Annotated in this window: 19 protein-coding genes; 2 read left to right on the forward strand and 17 right to left on the reverse strand. The window is 61.4% G+C overall.

Going from position 1 to position 19,472, the window contains the following annotated elements; genetic code table 11:
- Positions 1 to 121: 121 nt before the first annotated feature.
- The gene (locus tag DV532_RS23960; RefSeq protein WP_056794226.1) at positions 122 to 940 is read left to right on the forward strand and encodes an alpha/beta fold hydrolase; all 819 of its coding nucleotides are present in this window, start codon (positions 122 to 124) and stop codon (positions 938 to 940) included.
- A 218-nt stretch (positions 941 to 1,158) separates the two neighbouring features.
- On the opposite strand, the gene DV532_RS23965 is transcribed toward DV532_RS23960, so the two are convergent.
- From DV532_RS23965 to DV532_RS24030, 14 genes are all read right to left on the reverse strand, one after another.
- Positions 1,159 to 1,944 carry a MetQ/NlpA family ABC transporter substrate-binding protein gene (locus DV532_RS23965; protein WP_019439108.1) on the reverse strand — a complete coding sequence of 262 codons (786 nt, stop codon included), beginning with the start codon at positions 1,942 to 1,944 and terminating at the stop codon, positions 1,159 to 1,161.
- Positions 1,945 to 2,119: 175 nt separating this feature from the next.
- Positions 2,120 to 2,950 carry a sigma 54-interacting transcriptional regulator gene (locus DV532_RS23970; RefSeq protein WP_056794224.1) on the reverse strand — a complete coding sequence of 277 codons (831 nt, stop codon included), beginning with the start codon at positions 2,948 to 2,950 and terminating at the stop codon, positions 2,120 to 2,122.
- A 64-nt stretch (positions 2,951 to 3,014) separates the two neighbouring features.
- On the reverse strand, positions 3,015 to 3,596 hold the full coding sequence (locus DV532_RS23975) for an alpha/beta hydrolase (RefSeq protein WP_056794223.1): 582 nt from the start codon (positions 3,594 to 3,596) through the stop codon (positions 3,015 to 3,017).
- A gap of 204 nt (positions 3,597 to 3,800) precedes the next feature.
- A complete protein-coding gene (locus DV532_RS23980; protein WP_056794221.1) occupies positions 3,801 to 4,202 on the reverse strand; it encodes a biopolymer transporter ExbD in 402 nt (133 codons plus the stop codon).
- A 1-nt stretch (position 4,203) separates the two neighbouring features.
- Positions 4,204 to 4,923, reverse strand: a complete 720-nt coding sequence (locus tag DV532_RS23985; protein ID WP_056794219.1) for a MotA/TolQ/ExbB proton channel family protein — start codon at positions 4,921 to 4,923, stop codon at positions 4,204 to 4,206.
- Between the two features lie 29 nt (positions 4,924 to 4,952).
- Positions 4,953 to 5,750 carry an energy transducer TonB gene (locus DV532_RS23990; RefSeq protein ID WP_056794217.1) on the reverse strand — a complete coding sequence of 266 codons (798 nt, stop codon included), beginning with the start codon at positions 5,748 to 5,750 and terminating at the stop codon, positions 4,953 to 4,955.
- Between the two features lie 302 nt (positions 5,751 to 6,052).
- Positions 6,053 to 7,042 (reverse strand): sulfate/molybdate ABC transporter ATP-binding protein, encoded by a 990-nt coding sequence (locus tag DV532_RS23995; RefSeq protein WP_019098644.1) that lies wholly within the window; start codon positions 7,040 to 7,042, stop codon positions 6,053 to 6,055.
- A gap of 3 nt (positions 7,043 to 7,045) precedes the next feature.
- Positions 7,046 to 7,918, reverse strand: a complete 873-nt coding sequence (cysW, locus tag DV532_RS24000; RefSeq protein ID WP_056794216.1) for a sulfate ABC transporter permease subunit CysW — start codon at positions 7,916 to 7,918, stop codon at positions 7,046 to 7,048.
- A gap of 11 nt (positions 7,919 to 7,929) precedes the next feature.
- Complete coding sequence (gene cysT / locus DV532_RS24005) at positions 7,930 to 8,748, reverse strand: sulfate ABC transporter permease subunit CysT (RefSeq protein WP_056794213.1); 819 nt, start codon at positions 8,746 to 8,748, stop codon at positions 7,930 to 7,932.
- A gap of 197 nt (positions 8,749 to 8,945) precedes the next feature.
- On the reverse strand, positions 8,946 to 9,953 hold the full coding sequence (locus tag DV532_RS24010; RefSeq protein ID WP_056794211.1) for a sulfate ABC transporter substrate-binding protein: 1,008 nt from the start codon (positions 9,951 to 9,953) through the stop codon (positions 8,946 to 8,948).
- A 48-nt stretch (positions 9,954 to 10,001) separates the two neighbouring features.
- Positions 10,002 to 10,184 (reverse strand): sulfur starvation response protein OscA, encoded by a 183-nt coding sequence (gene oscA, locus DV532_RS24015; protein ID WP_016712582.1) that lies wholly within the window; start codon positions 10,182 to 10,184, stop codon positions 10,002 to 10,004.
- A gap of 240 nt (positions 10,185 to 10,424) precedes the next feature.
- A complete protein-coding gene (locus DV532_RS24020; protein WP_056794210.1) occupies positions 10,425 to 13,475 on the reverse strand; it encodes an efflux RND transporter permease subunit in 3,051 nt (1,016 codons plus the stop codon).
- A complete protein-coding gene (locus DV532_RS24025) occupies positions 13,472 to 14,539 on the reverse strand; it encodes an efflux RND transporter periplasmic adaptor subunit (RefSeq protein ID WP_056794208.1) in 1,068 nt (355 codons plus the stop codon). The genes DV532_RS24020 and DV532_RS24025 overlap by 4 nt, the downstream gene beginning before the upstream one ends.
- Positions 14,536 to 15,624 (reverse strand): efflux RND transporter periplasmic adaptor subunit, encoded by a 1,089-nt coding sequence (locus DV532_RS24030; RefSeq protein ID WP_056794205.1) that lies wholly within the window; start codon positions 15,622 to 15,624, stop codon positions 14,536 to 14,538. Before DV532_RS24030 ends, DV532_RS24025 begins: the two co-directional genes overlap by 4 nt.
- 435 nt (positions 15,625 to 16,059) lie before the next feature.
- Here DV532_RS24030 and DV532_RS24035 point away from each other — a divergent pair, with 435 nt between their 5' ends.
- The gene (locus DV532_RS24035; RefSeq protein WP_236707473.1) at positions 16,060 to 16,392 is read left to right on the forward strand and encodes a transposase; all 333 of its coding nucleotides are present in this window, start codon (positions 16,060 to 16,062) and stop codon (positions 16,390 to 16,392) included.
- 105 nt (positions 16,393 to 16,497) lie between these two features.
- Here DV532_RS24035 and DV532_RS24040 read toward each other — a convergent pair whose 3' ends face one another.
- From DV532_RS24040 to potA, 3 genes are read right to left on the reverse strand one after another with little or no spacing between them, the layout of a single operon-like run.
- On the reverse strand, positions 16,498 to 17,391 hold the full coding sequence (locus DV532_RS24040; protein ID WP_056794202.1) for an ABC transporter permease subunit: 894 nt from the start codon (positions 17,389 to 17,391) through the stop codon (positions 16,498 to 16,500).
- On the reverse strand, positions 17,388 to 18,308 hold the full coding sequence (locus tag DV532_RS24045; protein ID WP_016712587.1) for an ABC transporter permease subunit: 921 nt from the start codon (positions 18,306 to 18,308) through the stop codon (positions 17,388 to 17,390). Before DV532_RS24045 ends, DV532_RS24040 begins: the two co-directional genes overlap by 4 nt.
- Positions 18,305 to 19,447 (reverse strand): polyamine ABC transporter ATP-binding protein, encoded by a 1,143-nt coding sequence (gene potA / locus DV532_RS24050; RefSeq protein WP_056794199.1) that lies wholly within the window; start codon positions 19,445 to 19,447, stop codon positions 18,305 to 18,307. Before potA ends, DV532_RS24045 begins: the two co-directional genes overlap by 4 nt.
- Between the last annotated feature and the right edge of the window lie 25 nt (positions 19,448 to 19,472).

Raw genomic sequence — 19,472 nt, forward strand, 5'->3', positions numbered from 1 at the left:
CAAGGCTGCTCCTACCTGAGTTCACTCTTCTGCAGGAACAGCCTGGTGCTGCGAATGGGCCGCAAAGCGGCCTCCTGCATTTTCAAATACCCTGCAGCCCTCTCAACCGAGACCCCATTCAATGCAAAGACACTTCATCGAAATCGACGGCGCGCGCATGAGCTACATAGACCAGGGCCAAGGCTTCCCGGTCCTGCTCGGCCATAGCTACCTATGGTCCGCCGAGATGTGGCAGCCGCAGATCGACGCCCTGTCGCAACACTTCCGCGTCATCGTGCCCGAGCTGTGGGGCCACGGCGGCTCCGATGCTCCGCCAGCCATGACCATCGACATGCACAGCCTAGTCCGCCAGCACCTGGCGTTGCTGGACGCCCTGGACATTACCAAGTGCCACCTGGTCGGGCTGTCGGTAGGCGGTATGTGGGGGGCACCGCTGGCTGCTGCCCACCCTGATCGAATTGACCGCCTGGTGCTTATGGACACTTACCTGGGCGCCGAGCCGGAGGAGACCCGGCTCAAATACTTCGCCTTGCTGGATGCCGCCAGCGCAGCCGGCGAATTCAGCGATCCGCTGCTCGACATCATCGTGCCTATTTTTTTCCACGCAGGCGGCCAGACCGTGCCGGAAATCCGCGAGCGGTTTCGTGCCCAACTAACGGCAAGCAGTGCGCAAACCATTCGCGAGAGCCTCGATCCCATGGGGCGGATAATCTTCGGACGACGCGACCTGCTGGAGCAACTCAAGCAGCTGCCAAGCGAGAGAACCATCCTGATGTGCGGCGACCAGGACATTCCGCGGCCGCCGGAAGAGTCCAATGAAATGGCGCGGATCATTGGTTGCCTGGCGGCGCAGATTCCATTTGCCGGGCATATCTCCAGCCTGGAGAACCCGCGGGTGGTGAATGATTTTCTGCTGAACTGGTTGCCGCGTAACTCTTGAGACTGCCGGGGCTGCCTTGCAGACCATCGGCGGCAAGCCAGCGCCCATATTGATCGGCGTATGCAAAACCCTGTGGGAGCGTGCGTGCCCGCGACGCAGGCGACGCGGTGGATGGCACCGGCTACGTCGGTGTTTGCGGGCCTGCCCGCAGGTAACTGTGGGCAGAAACAAAGACGCCGACACCTATGCGTCGGCGTTTTTCCATCACTACAAGCGGATCAGAACGCCGGCAGTACAGCACCCTGGTACTTCTTGGCGATGAACTCTTTAACTTCCGGGCTGGTCAGCGCCTTAGCCAGTTTCTGGATGGCTTCACTGTCCTTGTTGTCCGGGCGGGCAACCAGGAAGTTCACGTACGGCGAGTCGGCGCCTTCGATCACCAGCGCATCCTTGGCCGGGTTCAAGCCGGCTTCCAGGGCGTAGTTGGTGTTGATCATATCCAGGTCGACTTGGTCCAGCACGCGCGGCAGCATGGCCGACTCAAGCTCGCGGAACTTCAGCTTTTTCGGGTTCTCGGCGATGTCCTTGGGCGTGGCCAGGGCGTTTTTCGGGTCCTTCAGAGTGATCAGGCCTGCCTTCTGCAGCAACAGCAGGGCGCGGCCGCTGTTGCTGCCCTCGTTAGGGATGGCAACGGTGGCGCCTTCTTTCAGCTCGCTCAGGGCCTTGACCTTCTTCGAGTAACCGCCGAAGGGTTCGACGTGCACGCCGACCACGGTTTCCAGGTGGGTACCCTTGCCTTCGTTGAAGTTCTGCAGGTAAGGCAGGGTCTGGAAGTAGTTGGCGTCCAGGCGCTTCTGGTCAACCTGAACGTTTGGCTGAACGTAGTCGGTGAAGACCTTGATCTGCAGGTCTACGCCTTCCTTGGCCAGGGTTGGCTTGATCAGTTCGAGAATTTCAGCGTGCGGTACCGGCGTGGCAGCAACCACCAGTTTCTCGGCAGCGGCAGCCAAGCCGGAGAACGACAGGGCAGCGGCCAGGGCAGTGGTCAGCAGGGTCTTCTTCATGGTGGTCCTTGTTCTGAATCTGGGCCATCGACGATGGCGAATCGGCTGCCCAACCGGTTCATCAGTGGGCGTGAAACGGACGATACCGAGTTTTTTTATTCCGGAACAATATCTTTTACTTAGCTGCTTATGCCAAAAATAAATTGCCATCAGCCACTTTGCTTATGAGCGCTGGCTAACGCGCGGGGTTGAGCAGGTCGAGGTCAGCCGGCAGGATTTCGTCGCCGTCATTGACCAGCAAGGCGAAGTGGATGACGTTTTCCAGTTCACGGGTGTTGCCGGGCCAGGCGTGTGCCTCCAGCACCTGCTGCGCCGCCTCGCTCACCAGCGGCACAGCCCGCTGTAGGCGCACGCTGTAGATGCCCACGAAGTACTCGGCCAACGGCAGGATATCGCCCGGCCGCTCACGCAATGGCGGCAGCGCCAGCGCGCCTTCGCGCAAGTACTGGTACAAGCGCTCGTTGAAGCGCCCCGCACGTACCACCCGTGCCAGGTCGATACTGGTGGCGGCTACCAGGCGCACATCCACGGGCTGCGGCTGCTGTGCGCCCACCCGGGTGACCTCACGGTTTTCCAGGGCCGCCAGCAGTTTGCCTTGGATGGCCAAAGGCAGGTCGGCGATCTCGTCCAGGTACAGCGTGCCGCCGTTGGCCGAACCGAACCAGCCGGCGCGGCTGCTGGCCGTGCCGCCATGGCTACCGGCGCTGTAGCCAAACAGCTCAGCATCGGCATAAGTGGGGCTGATGGCCGCGCAATTGACCGACACGAACAACCCGCCGCGGTCACTGGCGCGGTGGATCTGCCGTGCCAGCAGTTCCTTGCCGGTGCCGGTTTCGCCACGGATCAGCACCGGCAAAGGTTGCGGCGCCAGGCGTTCGAGGTCTTCACGCAGCTGCTGCGAACGCGGGTCGATGAACACCAGGGCCTTGGCACGGATGCTTAGCGGGCTCTTGTCCAGTTCGGGAAAAGTCAGCAGCGGCTGGCCAAACGGGTTATGAACAGTCATTACGTGCTCCCGCCCTAGGCCTTCATGGGCCGGGCGTCAGGCAAAAGGTAAACAGTAGGGGCGATCAGGCGCGGCGCAGTGCGCGCTGTTCGACCCGGCTCTGCAAGCGATACAGGTAGGCGAAGCCTTGCTCCCAGCGCTCATGCCCAGACTTGACATTAATGTGCCCGGCGTTGCTTAGCAGCCCTGCCTCGGCACCCCAGGCCTGGGCCAGGTACAGCGCCCGTGGCACGCTCACGGCCGGGTCGTTGTCCGAGCTGACCACCTGGCTGGGGAACGGCAGTGGCTGAGTCGGGATCGGTGCGAAATTGCGCAGGGCTGGCGCGCAATTGGGCCGCTCGACATCCGCCGGCGCCACCAGCAGCGCGCCACGCACTTGCTGCAATAAGGCCGGGCTGGCCTGCGCGGCCCAATGGGCGACGGTGATGCAGCCCAGGCTGTGGGCAATCAGAATCACTGGTGAGCGCTCGGCGGCAACCGCCTGTTCCAGCGCCTGCACCCAATCCTGGCGTTGCGGGGTCAGCCAGTCGTGCTGCTCGACGCGCGCGCTGTTGGGCAGGGTGCGCTGCCAGTGACTTTGCCAATGGTTGTCTGGCGATCCTTGCCAGCCCGGCACAATCAGGTAACGAATCGACTCATTGCGCATGGGGACGCCTCCACTAAGTTTGCGTGCTTGGAGACCAGTATAGGGAGGGAGTTATATTGGTAAAGGAATAAGAAGCTATTTATTAATAACATTACGCAATAAGCTGCAAACTAGCAGCTCCAAAAAAAAGGGCCATTCCCTGCCAAGAGATATGGCCCCTACGCACTTGCGAGAGTCACTTGCCTGAAGAGGATGGACCGTATGTCAGCGTGCGGTAATCACCGCCAGTTTGCTGATCCCCGCCCGTTCGATGGCCGCCATGGCCCGCGCCACTTCGCCGTAATTCACCCCGTCGTCGGCCTGCAACTGCACGCGCACATTCGCGTCCTTGTCCTTTGCGGCCTTGAGGTTGGTTTCCAACAACTCGGGCTGAATCGGGTCCTTGTTGATGAACAGCTTGCCATCACCATCGATGCTGACCACCAGCGGGTCCTTCTGCTCCACCGGCGCCACGGCCTCGGTCTTGGGCAAGTTGATGGGGATGGCATTGGTCAGCAGCGGTGCGGTGACGATGAACACCACCAGCAGCACCAACATGACGTCCACCAACGGCGTGACGTTGATTTCACTGAGGACTTCGTCGCTATCCTGGGTCGAAAAGGCCATGTCAGGACGCCTCTTTCACAGGTTGGGTGAAACCGGCCTGGGCCTTGTGCACGGCCGGGTGCAGCAGTACGCGGAAGGCACTCTTCTGCGCCAGGCTGTAGAAGTCGTGGGCAAAGTCATCAAGGTCGGCGGCGGTGAGCTTGAGACGACGCAGGAAGTAGTTGTAAACCAGCACTGCCGGTACCGCGACGGCGATACCCACACCGGTGGCTACCAGCGCCGCGCCGATCGGCCCGGCTACCGTTTCCAGGCTGGCGGAGCCGGCCGCACTGATGCCCTTGAGCGCTTCCATGATGCCCCACACGGTGCCGAACAGGCCGATGAAGGGCGAGGTGCTGCCGATACTGGCAACCACTGCCAGGCCGGTTTCCAATGAGCGTCGCTCCCGCACGATCTGCTGGCGCAGGGCGCGCTCCAGGCGGTCCTGGTGGTTGATGGCATGGCTCAGGTCATTGGCCTGGGTATCGCCGACCGCGATGGCTGCGTAGCCGGCCTGGGCAACCCGGGCGGCCGGGCCCGGCAGCTCATGGCTAAGCTCTGCAGCTGAGTCCAGGCTGGAGGCCGCCCAGAACTGCTGGTGGAACCGCTTGTCCTGGTTTTTCAGCCGCACGAACTGCACCACCTTGACCAGGGCCAGGCCCCAGGTGACGACAGAGAAACCAACCAGCAGCCAGATGACTGCGCTTTCAACGGATTCTAGGGGGGATGCCAGCAGGCTCATGAGGGTGTCTTCCTGTGTTCTGTGAAAAGTTAGCGAAGCTTGAAATCGATCGGCACGCTGACCCAGCCGGTCTGGGCCACGTCGCCCTGCTTGGCAGGCACGAAGCTCCAGCGCTTGACCGCGGCCAGCGCGGCGGCATCGAGGGCATCGCGGCCACTGCTCTTCTGCACCTGGATCTGCCCAGGCTTGCCGCTGGGCAGTACCTCGACGCGCAACAGCACGGTGCCCTCCCAGCCACGGCGTTGGGCCATCTGTGGGTAGTCCGGTGCCGGGTTCTTCAGGTACGCAGCGTTGGCCGATGCCGGGGTTATCGGGGCCGGCGCGGGTGGCGCGGGCGCAGGCGGTGCCGGGGCGGCCACAGGGGCTGGCGGCGGTGCTTCGACCGGCTTGGGCTGGGGTTTTGGCGCTTGCTTGACCACCGGCTTGGGTACGAGTTTGGGCTTAGGTTTGGGCTTGGCGGCCAGCTCGTCGACAACCGGTGGTGGTGGCGGCTGGACCACGGGCGGCGCTGGGGCGGGTGGCGGCGGCTCGACCACTGGCGGTGCAGGCGCGGCGAACTCGATGGTCATGGGCGGCACTTGTGGTGGCACCACCGGCAGTTCGGGCGTTGGCGCCTGGCTGAGCCAGTACGCGGCGGCGCCATGCAGGGCCAGCACCAGCAGGCCCAGCACCAGCTTGTCGCGGCGCTTGAGGCCGCTGACCGGCGTGCGTTGGAGGCGCAGTTGGCCCAGTGGCAGGCGAAGCGTGCGTCCAAGCTCGACCAGGTCGCCCGGGGCCGAGCGCCATGGCTGGTCGTAGGCCCTGACGGCCGACTGGACATTACCCATTGATCAAACTCCTGGGGGTTCTTGATTCAGGTGTGTGGCTGAATCATCGGGCCCAGGGGCTTATCCCTTAAAGTAATGTTTAAAATTATGACTAGAACTTAATTGAATATAAATTTTATTGAATTGTGGCAAGGCCGCGGATTTCGCGGGCTGTAACGGGCCGTTATTAAACCGATGCCTTGCGGGCATGCAAAATATTCGCGCAAGGCATGAGATTGCCGGGGCTGCAATGCAGCCCCGGCAATCTCTCAGGCATAAAAAAGCCCGGGACCAACCCCGGGCTCTTCATCAGCAAAGGCGGCTCAGATATCCGCCACCTTCTGCCAAACCTTCGGCCGGAAGAACAGCGTCTCCCCCCGCGCCAGCCCGGTCAGGCTGTCATGGTCCTTGACCACCTCGGCCTCGATCAGCTCACTCTGCCCTTCCACCTTCAACGTCACCCGCGTGGTCGCGCCCAATGGCCGGATATCGCGCACCTCGGCTGCATGGTGGCCTTCGGTCTCATGCCGTGACAGCGATACTTCGTGCGGGCGGAACAGCACGTGGTGCCCTTCGCTCAGGGCCAGGCGGTTGGAGTCGCCCAGGAAGTGGTAGACGAAATCGTTGGCCGGCTGCTCGTACACCTCACCAGGCGAGCCGATCTGCTCGATCACACCTTTGTTCATCACCACGATTCGGTCTGCCACTTCCATGGCTTCTTCCTGGTCGTGGGTAACGAACACCGAGGTCAGGTTGATGTCCTCGTGCAGCCGCGCCAGCCAGCGGCGCAGCTCCTTGCGCACCTTGGCATCCAGCGCACCGAACGGCTCGTCCAGCAGCAGCACCTTAGGCTCCACCGCCAAGGCACGGGCCAGGGCGATACGTTGGCGCTGGCCGCCAGACAATTGTTCTGGGTAACGGTCGGACAGCCAATCCAGCTGCACCATGTTCAGCAGCTCATGCACCTTCTCGGCGATTTTACTCTCGCTCGGGCGCTCGCCCTTGGGCTTCATGCGCAGGCCGAAGGCGACGTTATCGAACACACTCATGTGGCGGAACAGTGCGTAGTGCTGGAACACGAAACCGACGTTGCGGTCACGCACGTCATGGCCAGAAACGTCCTCGCCATGGAACACAATATTGCCTTGGTCCGGGGTTTCCAGGCCGGCGATGATGCGCAGCAAGGTGGTCTTGCCGCAGCCGGACGGGCCGAGCAAGGCCACCAGCTCGCCGCTGTTGATGTCTAGGTTGATGTTGTCCAGGGCCTGGAAGCTGTTGAAGCGCTTGCTGACGTTACGAACTTCGATCGACATGAGTCATTCCTCCGCGGCGCTGTGGCGCAGGCGGTTAATACGGTTCTCGCTCCACTGCTTGAGCAGCAGGATGAAGAGCGCCAGGATCAGCAGCAGGCTGGCCACGCTGAAGGCCGCGACGTGGTTGTACTCGTTGTAGAGGATCTCCACATGCAGCGGCAAGGTATTGGTCACGCCACGAATGTGGCCCGACACCACCGACACCGCGCCAAACTCGCCCATGGCCCGCGCGGTGCACAGCACCACGCCATAGATCAGGCCCCATTTAATGTTCGGCAGGGTTACGTGCCAGAACATCTGCCACCCATTGGCGCCAAGCAGGCGCGCGGCCTCCTCTTCCTGCGTGCCCTGCTCTTGCATCAGCGGGATCAGTTCACGGGCCACGAACGGTACGGTGACGAAGATGGTCGCCAGGACGATGCCCGGCAGGGCGAACACGATCTGGATGTCGTGGTCCTGCAGCCACGGCCCAAACAGGCCTTGCGCACCGAACATCAGCACATAGACCAGGCCGGCAATCACCGGCGACACCGAGAACGGCAGGTCGATCAGGGTGACCAGGATACTTTTGCCACGGAAGGTGTACTTGCTCACGCACCAGGCCGCGCTGACACCAAACACCAGGTTCAGCGGCACCGAGATAACCACGGCAAGCAGGGTCAGCTTCAGTGCCGACAGTGCGTCGGGCTCGAAGATAGCCTCGAAGAACGTGCCAAAGCCGTTCTTCAGCGCCTGCGACACCACGATCACCAGCGGCAGCAGCAGGAACAGTGCAAACACCAGCCAGCCAAGGCCAATCAGGATACGCCGCGCAGTGCTGCTGCCACGGCGGGCGGCGTTGGCGGCGGCGGTTGCATTCAGGGATGAACTGGACATGCCGGCCTCCTTCAAGGGGTTTCGATACGGCGCTGCAACAGGTTGATCAGCAGCAGCAGGATGAAGGAAACCACCAGCATCAGCACGCCGATAGCGGTCGCGCCGGTGTAGTCGTACTGGTCGAGCTTGACCATGATCAACAGCGGCAGGATCTCGGTCTTCATCGGCATGTTGCCGGCAATGAAGATGACCGAGCCATACTCACCCACCCCGCGGGCGAAGGCCAGGGCGAAACCGGTGAGCCAGGCCGGCAGCAGCGCTGGTGCCAGCACATGGCGGAACACCTGCAACGGCTTGGCGCCCAGGCAGGCAGCGGCTTCCTCCACTTCGCGGGGGATATCGGCCAGTACCGGTTGCACCGTGCGCACCACGAACGGCAGGGTGACGAAGGTCAAGGCCAAGGTGATGCCCAGCGGGGTGTAAGCAATCTTGAAACCCAAGCCACTGGCGAACTGGCCAACCCAGCCGGCAGGCGCGTACAGGGCAGTCAAGGCAATACCGGCAACGGCGGTGGGCAGGGCAAACGGCAGGTCGATCATCGCATCGATGATCTTGCGCCCGGGGAAGGTGTAGCGCACCAGTACCCAGGCCAACAGGGTACCGATCACACCGTTGATGATGGCGGCGAACAGGGCGGTGCCGAAACTCAGCTTGAGCGCGGCGAGTACCCGCGGCGCACTGATGATGTTCCAGAACTGCTCGAAGGTCAGCTGCGAGGCATGGATGAACATAGCCGCCAGCGGTATCAGCACAATCAGGCTGAGGTACACCAAGGTGTAGCCCAGCGTCAGCCCGAAGCCGGGTATGACGGGGGAGATGCGACGTGACATATATATCCCTGGTTCAATGCACTTGGCCCGGAAAAAACCCAGGCTGGTGCAAGCTTCTGAATCCTGGGGCTGCTTTGCAGCCCATCGCAGGCAAGCCAGCGCCTACAGAGACCGCGCAGCCGTGGGGGCTGTGGTAATCCTGCGGGAGCTGGCTTGCCTGCGATGGGCCGCATAGCGGCCCCGCTTTTCCTTGGCCCTTACTGTGCCTGATAGATCTGGTCGAACACACCGCCATCGTTGAAGAATTTCGGTTGCGCAGTCTTCCAGCCACCAAAGTCCTTGTCGATGGTCACCAGGTCAAGTTTGGGGAACTGCTTGCCGAACTCCGCAGCAACTTTCTCGTCACGCGGGCGGTAGAAGTTCTCGGCGGCAATCTTCTGCCCGGCCGGGCTGTACAGGTGCTTGAGGTATTCAGTGGCAATCTCGGTATTGCCCTTCTTCTCGGCGTTTTTGTCCACCACCGCCACTGGCGGTTCGGCCAGGATCGACAGCGACGGCACGACGATGTCGAACTTGTCAGCGCCACCGTCTTCCTTCAGCGCCAGGAAGGCTTCGTTTTCCCAGGCCAGCAGCACGTCGCCCTGGCCGTTGTTGACGAAGGTGATAGTCGAGCCACGGGCGCCGGTATCCAGCACCGGCACGTGCTTGAACAGCTCCTGCACGTAGGCTTTGGCCTTGTCTTCACTACCACCGGCTTTCAGGCCATAGGCCCAAGCGGCCAGGAAGTTCCAGCGGGCACCGCCTGAGGTTTTTGGGTTGGGAGTGATGACCGACACGTCCTTCTTGATCAGGTCACCCCAGTCCTTGATGCCTTTCGGGTTGCCCTTGCGCACCAGGAACACGATGGTCGAGGTGTACGGCGTGCTGGCGTCCGGCAGGCGGGTCTGCCAGTTGTCCGGCAGGGTCTTGCCGAGCTTGGCGACTTCGTCGATATCACCTGCCAGGGCCAGGGTCACCACGTCGGCGCGCAGGCCATCGATCACCGCCCGGGCTTGTTTGCCCGAGCCGCCGTGGGATTGCTGGATCTTCACCTTGTCGCCCGGGTGGGCCTGCTGCCAGTGCTTGATGAACTCGGCGTTGTACTGCTGGTACAGCTCACGGGTCGGGTCGTAGGACACGTTCAGCAGTTCGTAGTCCTTGGCGATGGCAGAACCGGCAAAAACAGCACTGGCCAGAGCGGCGAGCGCATAACGGCGGATGGACATGGTGAAGCTCCCGATTGGCATTTTTCTAATTTTGAATGGGTGGCGCGATCAGCCGGCCTTGTTGCCTGGCTGTTGCAGGCGGAACTTCTCCTTGCGCTCGATCTGGACGACCTGAGCGTTGTGCACAGTGATCTCCACCGCACCGAAACGCAGGTCGCGCAAGGCGCTCTGGATTTCACGCAAAATGGTGGCTTCGTCCTGACCGTCGATGCTACGCAGCGATGCACTCATGCTCGTTCTCCTTGGAGTGAGATGCCGGGCAGGGGTTTGAAGGGGATTTATTGCCTGGCTTGAGGGCAATAGTAGTGAGGCGGGGTTATTCTTAAAAATACTGTTTAAGAATGTTTATATAACCAATTTTATAACTGGCCACGCGACCGTTTGTAGGAGCGGGTTTACCCGCGAATGCATTAGTGGATTCACCACCGCATTCGCGGGTAAACCCGCTCCTACAACGGGCCGTGTTGGCCTTCAGGGTTGTTTCTGTGGCTCGCGGATCTTGTACCAAGCCACATACAAGGCGGGCAGGAACAGCAAGGTCAGCAGGGTCGCGACGATGATCCCGCCAATCATGGCGTAGGCCATCGGCCCCCAGAACACCTCGCGGGCAATCGGCACCATGCCCAGGCTCGCTGCCGCCGCCGTTAGCAAAATTGGCCGGCGCCGGTGGTTGGTTGCTTCTACCACCGCATCCCACTGCGAAAAACCTTGCGCGACGAATTCGTCGATCTGGGTTACCAGGATTACCGAGTTACGAATGATGATGCCCGCCAGCGCAAGGATGCCGAGAATCGCCACGAAGCCCATCGGCGTACCCGTGGGCACCAGCGCCAGCACCACACCGATCAAGCCCAGCGGCGCCACGCTGACCACCAGGAACAGCTTCTGCACGCTGTGCAGCTGGATCATCAGGAAAGTTGCCATGAGGAACAGCATCAGCGGCAGCACTTTGCGTATCGGCCCCTGGGCCTTGGCGCTCTCCTCCACCGTACCGCCGGTGGCCACTTCAAAGCCCACTGGCAGCTTGCTGGCGAACTCGTCGATCTTCGGTTTCAGCTGCGCCACCAGGTCGGTGGGCTGGATGTCGCCGTTGACCGAGGCCTTGATGGTGATGGTCGGCTTGCGGTCACGGCGCCACACCAGCGGTTGCTCCAGCTCGTATCGCACGGTGGCGAACGACAGCAGCGGGATCGAGGTGCCATTGGGGGTCAGAATCTGCAGGTTCTGCAGGGTGTCAGGCGAGCCGCGTTCGCTGTCATCGGCGCGCGCAACCACGTTAACCAGGTAGATATTGTCGTTAACCTGGGTAATCTGCACGCCGCTGACGATGCTGTTCATCACATTGGCTACGTCTTCGGATGACAACCCCAACTGGCGGGCCTTGTCCTGGGCGATTTCGACACGCAGAACCTTACCAGGCTCGTTCCAGTCGTAAATCATCTCGCCGATGTGCTCGTTCTGGTCGAGCAAGGTGGCCAACTCGATGGCATGCTGGCGCACCTGGTCGATATTGGCGCCGCTGACCCGATACTGGATCGGCCGCCCTACCGGCGGGCCCATCTCCAGCGACTGGACGTTGGTACCGATGCCGACAAACTCTTCACGCAGCAGCTTCTGCAGCCGGTCCATCATGCCCTGGCGCTCTTCGAAGCCTTTACTGACGATTACCAACTGGGCGTAGTAAGGGTTTTGCAACTGCTGGTCCAAAGGCAGGTAGAAGCGAATTGCGCCCTGGCCGATGTAGCTGCTCCAGTGCACCAGGTCTGGGTCGTCCTTGATCCTTGCCTCCAACCGGTCGACAACCTTGCGCGTTTCTTCGATCGAAGCGTTTTGTGGCAGGTTGAGGTCAACGAGAATTTCCGGGCGGTCCGAAGACGGGAAGAACTGGTTCTGTACGAAGCGCTCGCAGAAAATCGCCAAGGCAAACAGCAGCACCGTGCCGATAATGGTCAACCAGCGGTTGCGCATGCACCACAACAGGCCGTGTTCGAACGCTCGCCCTACCCGGCCGGTTTCTGCTTCATGGGCTTTGACCTTGCTGTTCAGAATGTGTACGCCCAGCACAGGCGCGAAGAACACTGCCACCACCCACGACACGATCAGCGCCACAGCGATGACGGCGAACAAGGTGTAGGTATACTCACCCGCCGAACTGGCATTGAGCCCGATGGGCACGAAACCGGCCACGGTCACCAAGGTGCCGGTGAGCATGGGGAATGCTGTTGAGGTGTAGGCGAACGTCGCTGCCTGCTCCTTGCTTTCGCCCATTTCCAAACGTGTGACCATGACCTCCACGGTGATCATCGCATCATCCACCAGCAGGCCGAGGGCGATGATCAATGCGCCCAACGAAATGCGCTGCATGGTGATACCGCTGTACTCCATGAACACGAAGACCATCGCCAGCACCAATGGGATCGAGCAGGCCACCACCAACCCAGCGCGCACGCCAAGGCTGACGAAGCTCACCGCCAGCACGATCACCACCGCTTCGAACAACGCGCCGGTAAAGCCGCCGACCGCCTGCTTGACGACCACTGCCTGGTCGGAAACGGTGTGCACGCCCACCCCGACCGGCAAGTCGGTGATCACGCTGTCCATTTTCTTTTTCAGTGCCGCACCGAATACCTGCATGTTGCCGCCGGCCTTCATGCCAATAGCCAGGCCGATGGCCGTCTGGCCGTTGAAGCGGAACATCGGCGCTGGCGGGTCGACGTAGCCACGCTCGATGTTGGCAATATCAGCCAGGCGGAAGAAGCGGTCGTTGATTTTCAGGTTGACGGTTTGCAGGTCCTTCTCCGAGGCGAACTGGCCGGTGGTGCGCACCGAGATGCGCTCGGGGCCTGCCTCGATGACCCCGGCCGGGGTCACCGCGTTCTGCGATTGCAGGGCCTGCATTACCTGACGCTGGTCGATGCCCAAGGCTGCCAGCTTGCGCGTGGAGAAGTTGAGGTAAAGCACTTCGTCCTGAGTACCGACCAGCTCGATCTTGCCGATGTTGGGCACATCGCGCACTTCGGCGCGGGCTTGTTCAACGTAGTCGCGTAGCTGGCGCAGGGTCAGCCCGTCGGAGGTAAAGGCGTAGATCGAGCCGAATACGTCGCCAAACTCGTCGTTGAAGGCTGGCCCCTGAATGCCCTGGGGGAACTGGCCGCGGATATCCTGGATCTTCTTGCGCACCTGGTACCAGATTTCCGGGATGTCCTTGGCCTTCGTGGTATCGCGCAGGTACACATAAACCGTGGACTCACCGGGGCGGGTGTAGCTTTTGGTGTAGTCGAGCGAGTCGAGCTCTTCGAGCTTTTTCTCGATGCGGTCGGTGACCTGGTACAGGGTTTCGTCCTGGGTCGCGCCGGGCCAACGGGTCTGGATCACCATGGTTTTGATGGTGAACGAGGGGTCTTCCTCACGGCCCAGGTTGAAGTAGGAGAAGATCCCCATTAGCAAACCAACGAACATCAGGTACCAGACGAACGATTGATGCTTGAGTGCCCACTCGGACAGGTTGAAGCTTCCTTTCATTGCGCATCCTCGTCGAAGGTGACCTTCTGGCCAGGCTTGAGGCTGTTCACGCCCGCGGTCACTACCCGCTCGCCGGGCTGTACGCCCGAAGTCAGGACGATGCTCTCGTCGGTGCGAGCGATCAGGGCCACGTCACGGGTGGCCACGGTTTTCTGTTGTGGGTCGATCACCCACACCTGGGTCTTGCCATCGCGCTCAAGCAATGCGCTCAGGGGCAGTTCGCTACGGGGCGTCACTGCCGAGCTCAAGGTCACGCTGATGGCAGTGCCCAGGTGGAAAGCTGCGGGCGTGCTGGCCAGGGTCAGGCGGGCGCGACGGGTGCGGGTGGTGGCGTCGGCCTGGGGCTCCAGTTCGCGCAGGCTAGCGGTGGTGTTGATGGTGGGGTCGAGTTGCGAAGCAACGGTGAAGGTCAGGCCTTTGCTCAGCTGCTCGGCCAGGCCGATCGGTAGGTCGATCACCGCTTCCTTCACATCAGGCCGGGCCAGGGTCACCACGGCCTGGCCAGCGGTAACGGTTTGCCCGGCTTCGGCTTTCCAGTCGGTAATCACTGCGGCGTGGTCGCTGCGCAGAGTGCTGTAGTCAAGCTGGTCGCGGGCCTGGCTAAGCGCAGAACGCGCCTGCTCCAAGGCCGCACTGGTGGTTTTCAGGTTGGTTTGGGCAATATCCAGCTGGGCCTGGGCACCTACGCCACGGTCGTACAACTGTTGCTGGCGGCGGGCATCCGCCTGGGCGTTGATCCACTGCGCCTGCACCTTGGCCAGGTCGCCTTCGGCGGCGCGCAACTGGTTTTGCTGGTCGGTCGGGTCGAGGGTGGCCAGGGTGTCACCCGGCTTCACCTGAGCGCCCACATCCAGCCAGCGCCGGGCGATACGCCCAGAAACGCGAAAGCCCAGGGTGCTCTCGAAGCGCGCCTGGATACTGCCAGCAAAGCGCCCGAGTTGCGCTTGCACCTGCGGTTCCACCGTTACCGACAGGACCGGGCGAACTGGCTCGGGAGCTTTCTCTTCGCTGCTACAGGCGCTCAGCAGCATACCGGTGGAGATCAACAGCAGCAGAGGCTTCATAGCTTACTCCCTGGGGCCTTGCCGTCGATTTTCTCTACCTGCATTCCAGGGTGCAGCAACTGCCCCCCGTTGACGACCACAGTTTCGCCGCCCTTCAGGCCACTGGCGATGACGATCTTGCCGGTGAGGTAACGGGTGACCTCGACCTTGCGCAGCTCCACCTTGTCGCCCTCGCCTACTACCCACACGGCAGGTTCATGCAGAGCCTTGGTCAGCGCCGACCACGGTAGTTCGATGCTCGGGCGGCCCTGGGCATTGGTGGTGGCGGTCACCGGGGCGCCCAATTGCATCCCAGGCGGCACGTCTTTGAGCCCTACCTTGACCTGCACCGTGCCGCTTTGTGCCGACACGGTTGGGGTGATCTCGCGTACGAAGCCCCGGGCCTGGATTTTGGGGTCATCCAGCAGGCTGACGATCACCCCGGCATCGCTGGGTGGGGCCACCAGCAGCGATTCGTAGACGTTGAACACGGCATCACGGTCGCCGTCTGTGGCCAGGCTGAAAATTGGCATGGTCGCCTGCACTACTTGGCCGACCTCGGCCTGGCGCTCGGTGATGACCCCATCCGCCTCGGAGACCAGTGCGGTGTAGCTCAGTTGCTCGTTGGCATTGGCCAGTTGTGCCTGGGCAGCCTTGAGCGCGCTCTGGTTGCTGCGCAGTGCAGCTTCGGCAGAATCGTATTCGCTTTGGCTGGTGTAGCCCTTGGGCAGCAGCTTTTGCTGGCGCACGAAGGCAGCGCTGGTCTGGGTGACCCGCGCCTGCGCAGCAAACACCTCTGCCTTGGCCGAGTCGACGTTGTTCTGCAAGTCTTTCGGGTCCAGGCGCGCGAGCACCTGGTTGGCCTTGACGTGGTCGCCGACATCGACGCTGCGCGAAATGATCTTGCCGCCCACCCGGAACGACAGGTCGGTCTGCACCCGCGCCTGCACATCGCCGGTCAGGGTGACCCTGGCAGCGAAATCGGTCGGAGATACCTGTTGCACGCCAACCCGAGGCAGCTGCTCGGTCTGTTCTTCCTTGCTACAGCCTGACAGCAGCGACACCAGCCCCAGGCAAACAACCAACAGCGGACCCATCAACGTCATGCAGGCTCCTTGCTTGCGCGCAAATGATTCGTGGGATGCGACTGTCAGCGTAGTTCAGGGTTGGATAAACGGCACTGACGGGAATCAAGCTGGCATTTTCGGCGCCTGTGCAGCCCTTTCACGGGTGAACCCGCTCCCACAGGGTCATGTGCAGACTTCAGGGGTTGCGCAATACCTGTGGGAGCGGGTTCACCCGCGAAAGGGCCGGCACAGTCACACACTAGCCTCTGCCATATCCAGAAACCATCCACTGCACGATGCCTGCATCACAACCACTACCTTGGAGAGGTCATCTTTTTCAAGGAAGAATCAATGCCTAAGGCCCAATCCCATCTACTCCGCCGTGGTCGCTATTCAGAGCTTGGCAGGCTCTATCTGCTCACCACAGTCACCCACCAGCGCAAGCCACTGTTCCATGACTTCCACCATGCCCGACTGGTCATACACCAACTGCGCCAGTCGGATGAGGAACATGCCTGCCGGTCACTGGCTTGGGTACTGATGCCGGACCATCTGCATTGGCTGATCGAGTTGAAAGGCACGACGCTGGGCACCTTGACGCGCAGGTTCAAGTCCAGGTCCAGTCTGGTTTTGCATCAGGCGGGGGTTGAGCATGATCCGGTATGGCAGTCTGGGTATCAGGACCGGGCTTTAAGGCGGGAGGAAAGCATGGTGCATGTCGCCAGGTACATCGTTGCCAACCCCTTGCGGGCTGGACTGGTCAACCGTGTAAGGGACTATCCACACTGGGATGCAGTCTGGCTTTAAATCAGAGTTGAGGCATTCGCGGGTAAACCCGCTCCCACAGGGATCAACACAGGCCCGAGGCAGTGATATTCCTGTGGGAGCGGGTTCACCCGCGAAAGGGCCGGGTCAGGCCGACGCAGCCACCTGCGTCGGGCGCTTGACCTGTGGCTGCGAGGCATTCGCCGCCGCCCCCTCTTCGATGGCCTGCTGAATCGCCTTGCGACGATGCTCTTCAGCGCGGCGGCTGAAGTACCAGACAAAGAAGGTCACCAGCGACACCGACAGCAGAATCAAACTGGCGACAGCGTTGATCTCAGGCTTCACACCCAACCGTACCGCCGAGAACACTTCCATCGGCAAGGTGGTCGAACCCGGGCCGGAGACGAAGCTGGCCAGTACCAGGTCGTCCAGCGACAGCGCGAACGACATCATGCCGCCCGCCGCCAGCGACGGCGCGATCATCGGGATGGTGATCAGGAAGAACACCTTCCACGGCTTGGCACCCAGGTCCATCGCCGCTTCCTCGATAGACAGGTCCAGCTCACGCAGGCGAGCCGACACCACTACTGCCACATATGCTGCACAGAACGTGGTGTGGGCGATCCAGATGGTGACAATGCCACGCTCCTGCGGCCAGCCGATCATCTGCGCCATGGCTACGAACAGCAGCAACAGCGACAGGCCGGTAATCACCTCGGGCATCACCAGCGGCGCGGTGACCAGGCCACCGAACAGCGTGCGGCCCTTGAAACGGGTAACCCGGGTCAGCACGAAAGCCGCCAGCGTACCCAGCGCCACCGCCGCTACCGCTGTGTAGCAGGCGATTTCCAGCGAGCGCATTACCGAACCCATCAGCTGGGTGTTGTCGAGCAAGCCGACGTACCACTTGATCGACCAACCACCCCATACCGTTACCAGCTTGGAGGCGTTGAACGAGTAGATCACCAAGATCAGCATCGGCAGGTAGATGAACAGCAAGCCGAGCACCAGCATCAGCTTGGAGAAACTGAAGCGTTTCATGCGCGGCCCTCCATCTCTTTAGCCTGGCTACGGTTGAACAGCAGGATCGGCACAATCAGGATCGCCAGCATCACCACCGCCAAGGCGGATGCCACCGGCCAGTCACGGTTGTTGAAGAACTCTTGCCACAGCACTTTACCGATCATCAGGGTTTCCGGGCCGCCAAGCAGCTCAGGAATCACGAACTCGCCCACCACCGGGATGAACACCAGCATGCAGCCGGCGATGATGCCGTTTTTCGACAGCGGTACGGTGATCTTCCAAAAGCTGTTGAAGGTGCTCGACCCCAGGTCCGAAGCCGCTTCAAGCAGGCTCGGGTCGTGCTTCACCAAGTTGGCGAACAACGGCAGGATCATGAACGGCAGGTACGAATAAACCACGCCGATGTACACCGCCAGGTTGGTGTTGAGGATTTGCAGCGGCTGGTCGATCAACCCAGTCCACAGCAAGAAGCCATTAAGCAGGCCGTTGTTACTCAGAATACCCATCCAGGCGTAGACCCGAATCAGGATCGCGGTCCAGGTCGGCATCATGATCAGCAACAGCAAGACCGTTTGGGTCTCCTTCTTGGCGTTGGCGATGGCGTAGGCCATCGGGAAGCCGATCAGCAGGCACAGCAAGGTGCTGAAGAAGGCCATCTTCAATGAACCCAAGTAGGCCGAGAGGTACAGCTCGTCCTCGGTCAACAGGCCGTAGTTGGCCAGGTTCAGCACCAGCTGAATCTTGTCTTCGACGTAGCTGTAGATCTCGGTGTACGGCGGGATCGCCACATCAGCTTCGGCAAAGCTGATTTTCAGCACGATGAAGAACGGCAGCATGAAGAACAGGAACAGCCAGATGAACGGCACGCCGATCACCACATGCCGCCCTTGCGGGGTCAGGCGCTGGAAGGCTCGCTTGAGCTTGCGCAGTTTCATGACCGCAGTACCACGCCGCTGTCGTCTTCCCACCACACGTACACTTCATCGCCCCAGGTAGGCCGTGTGCCCTGACGCTCGGCGTTGGCGACGAACGACTGCACGACCTTGCCGCTCGGCAGCTCGACGTAGAACACCGAGTGGCCACCCAGGTAGGCGATGTCGTGCACCTTGCCGCGCGACCAGTTGTGCTCGCAGGTTGGTTGCTGGGTGGTGACCAGCATTTTTTCCGGGCGCAGTGCGTAGGTGATGTGCTTGTCTTCTACCGACGTAGTGATGCCGTGGCCGACGTAGATTTTGCGCTCCAGCTCCGGGCTGGCAATGATCGCGTGGCCTTCGGCATCGTCGACCACTTCACCTTCGAACAGGTTGACGTTGCCGATGAACTCGCACACCAGGCGGCTGGTGGGGGTCTCGTAGATATCCACAGGCGAGCCAATCTGGGCGATCCAACCCAGGTGCATGATGGCGATGCGCTGGGCCATGGTCATGGCCTCTTCCTGGTCGTGGGTCACCATCACGCAGGTCACACCCACGCGCTCGATGATCTCCACCAGCTCAAGCTGCATCTGCGAACGCAGTTTCTTGTCCAGTGCGCCCATCGGCTCGTCGAGCAGCAGCAGCTTGGGGCGCTTGGCCAGGGAGCGGGCCAGGGCCACGCGCTGGCGTTGGCCACCAGACAACTGGTGTGGCTTGCGCTTGGCGTACTGAGTCATGTGCACCAGTTTGAGCATCTCGGCCACGCGGGCGTCGATGTCTGCCTTGGGCAGCTTGTCCTGCTGCAGGCCAAAGGCGATGTTCTGCGCCACGGTCATGTGCGGGAACAGCGCGTAGGACTGGAACATCATATTGATCGGCCGCTCGTAGGGCGGCATGTCGGTGATGTCGACGCCATCGAGCAAAATCCGCCCTTCTGTGGGGCGTTCGAAGCCGGCCAGCATACGCAGCAAGGTGGACTTGCCAGAACCGGAGCCACCCAGCAGGGCGAAGATCTCGCCCTTGCGGATTTCCAGGGACACATCGTCCACGGCTACCGTTTCGTCGAACTTTTTCGTAACCCGGTCGATCTTGACCAGCACCTGCTTGGGTTGCTGGCCACCCTCGAGGGCTTTTTTATAGGCACCGGAGGCAACTGCCATGAGTGAAACTCCCAACAAGATTTTT

Source organism: Pseudomonas sp. Leaf58, assembly GCF_003627215.1.
In the GTDB taxonomy this organism is placed as follows: Bacteria; Pseudomonadota; Gammaproteobacteria; order Pseudomonadales; family Pseudomonadaceae; genus Aquipseudomonas.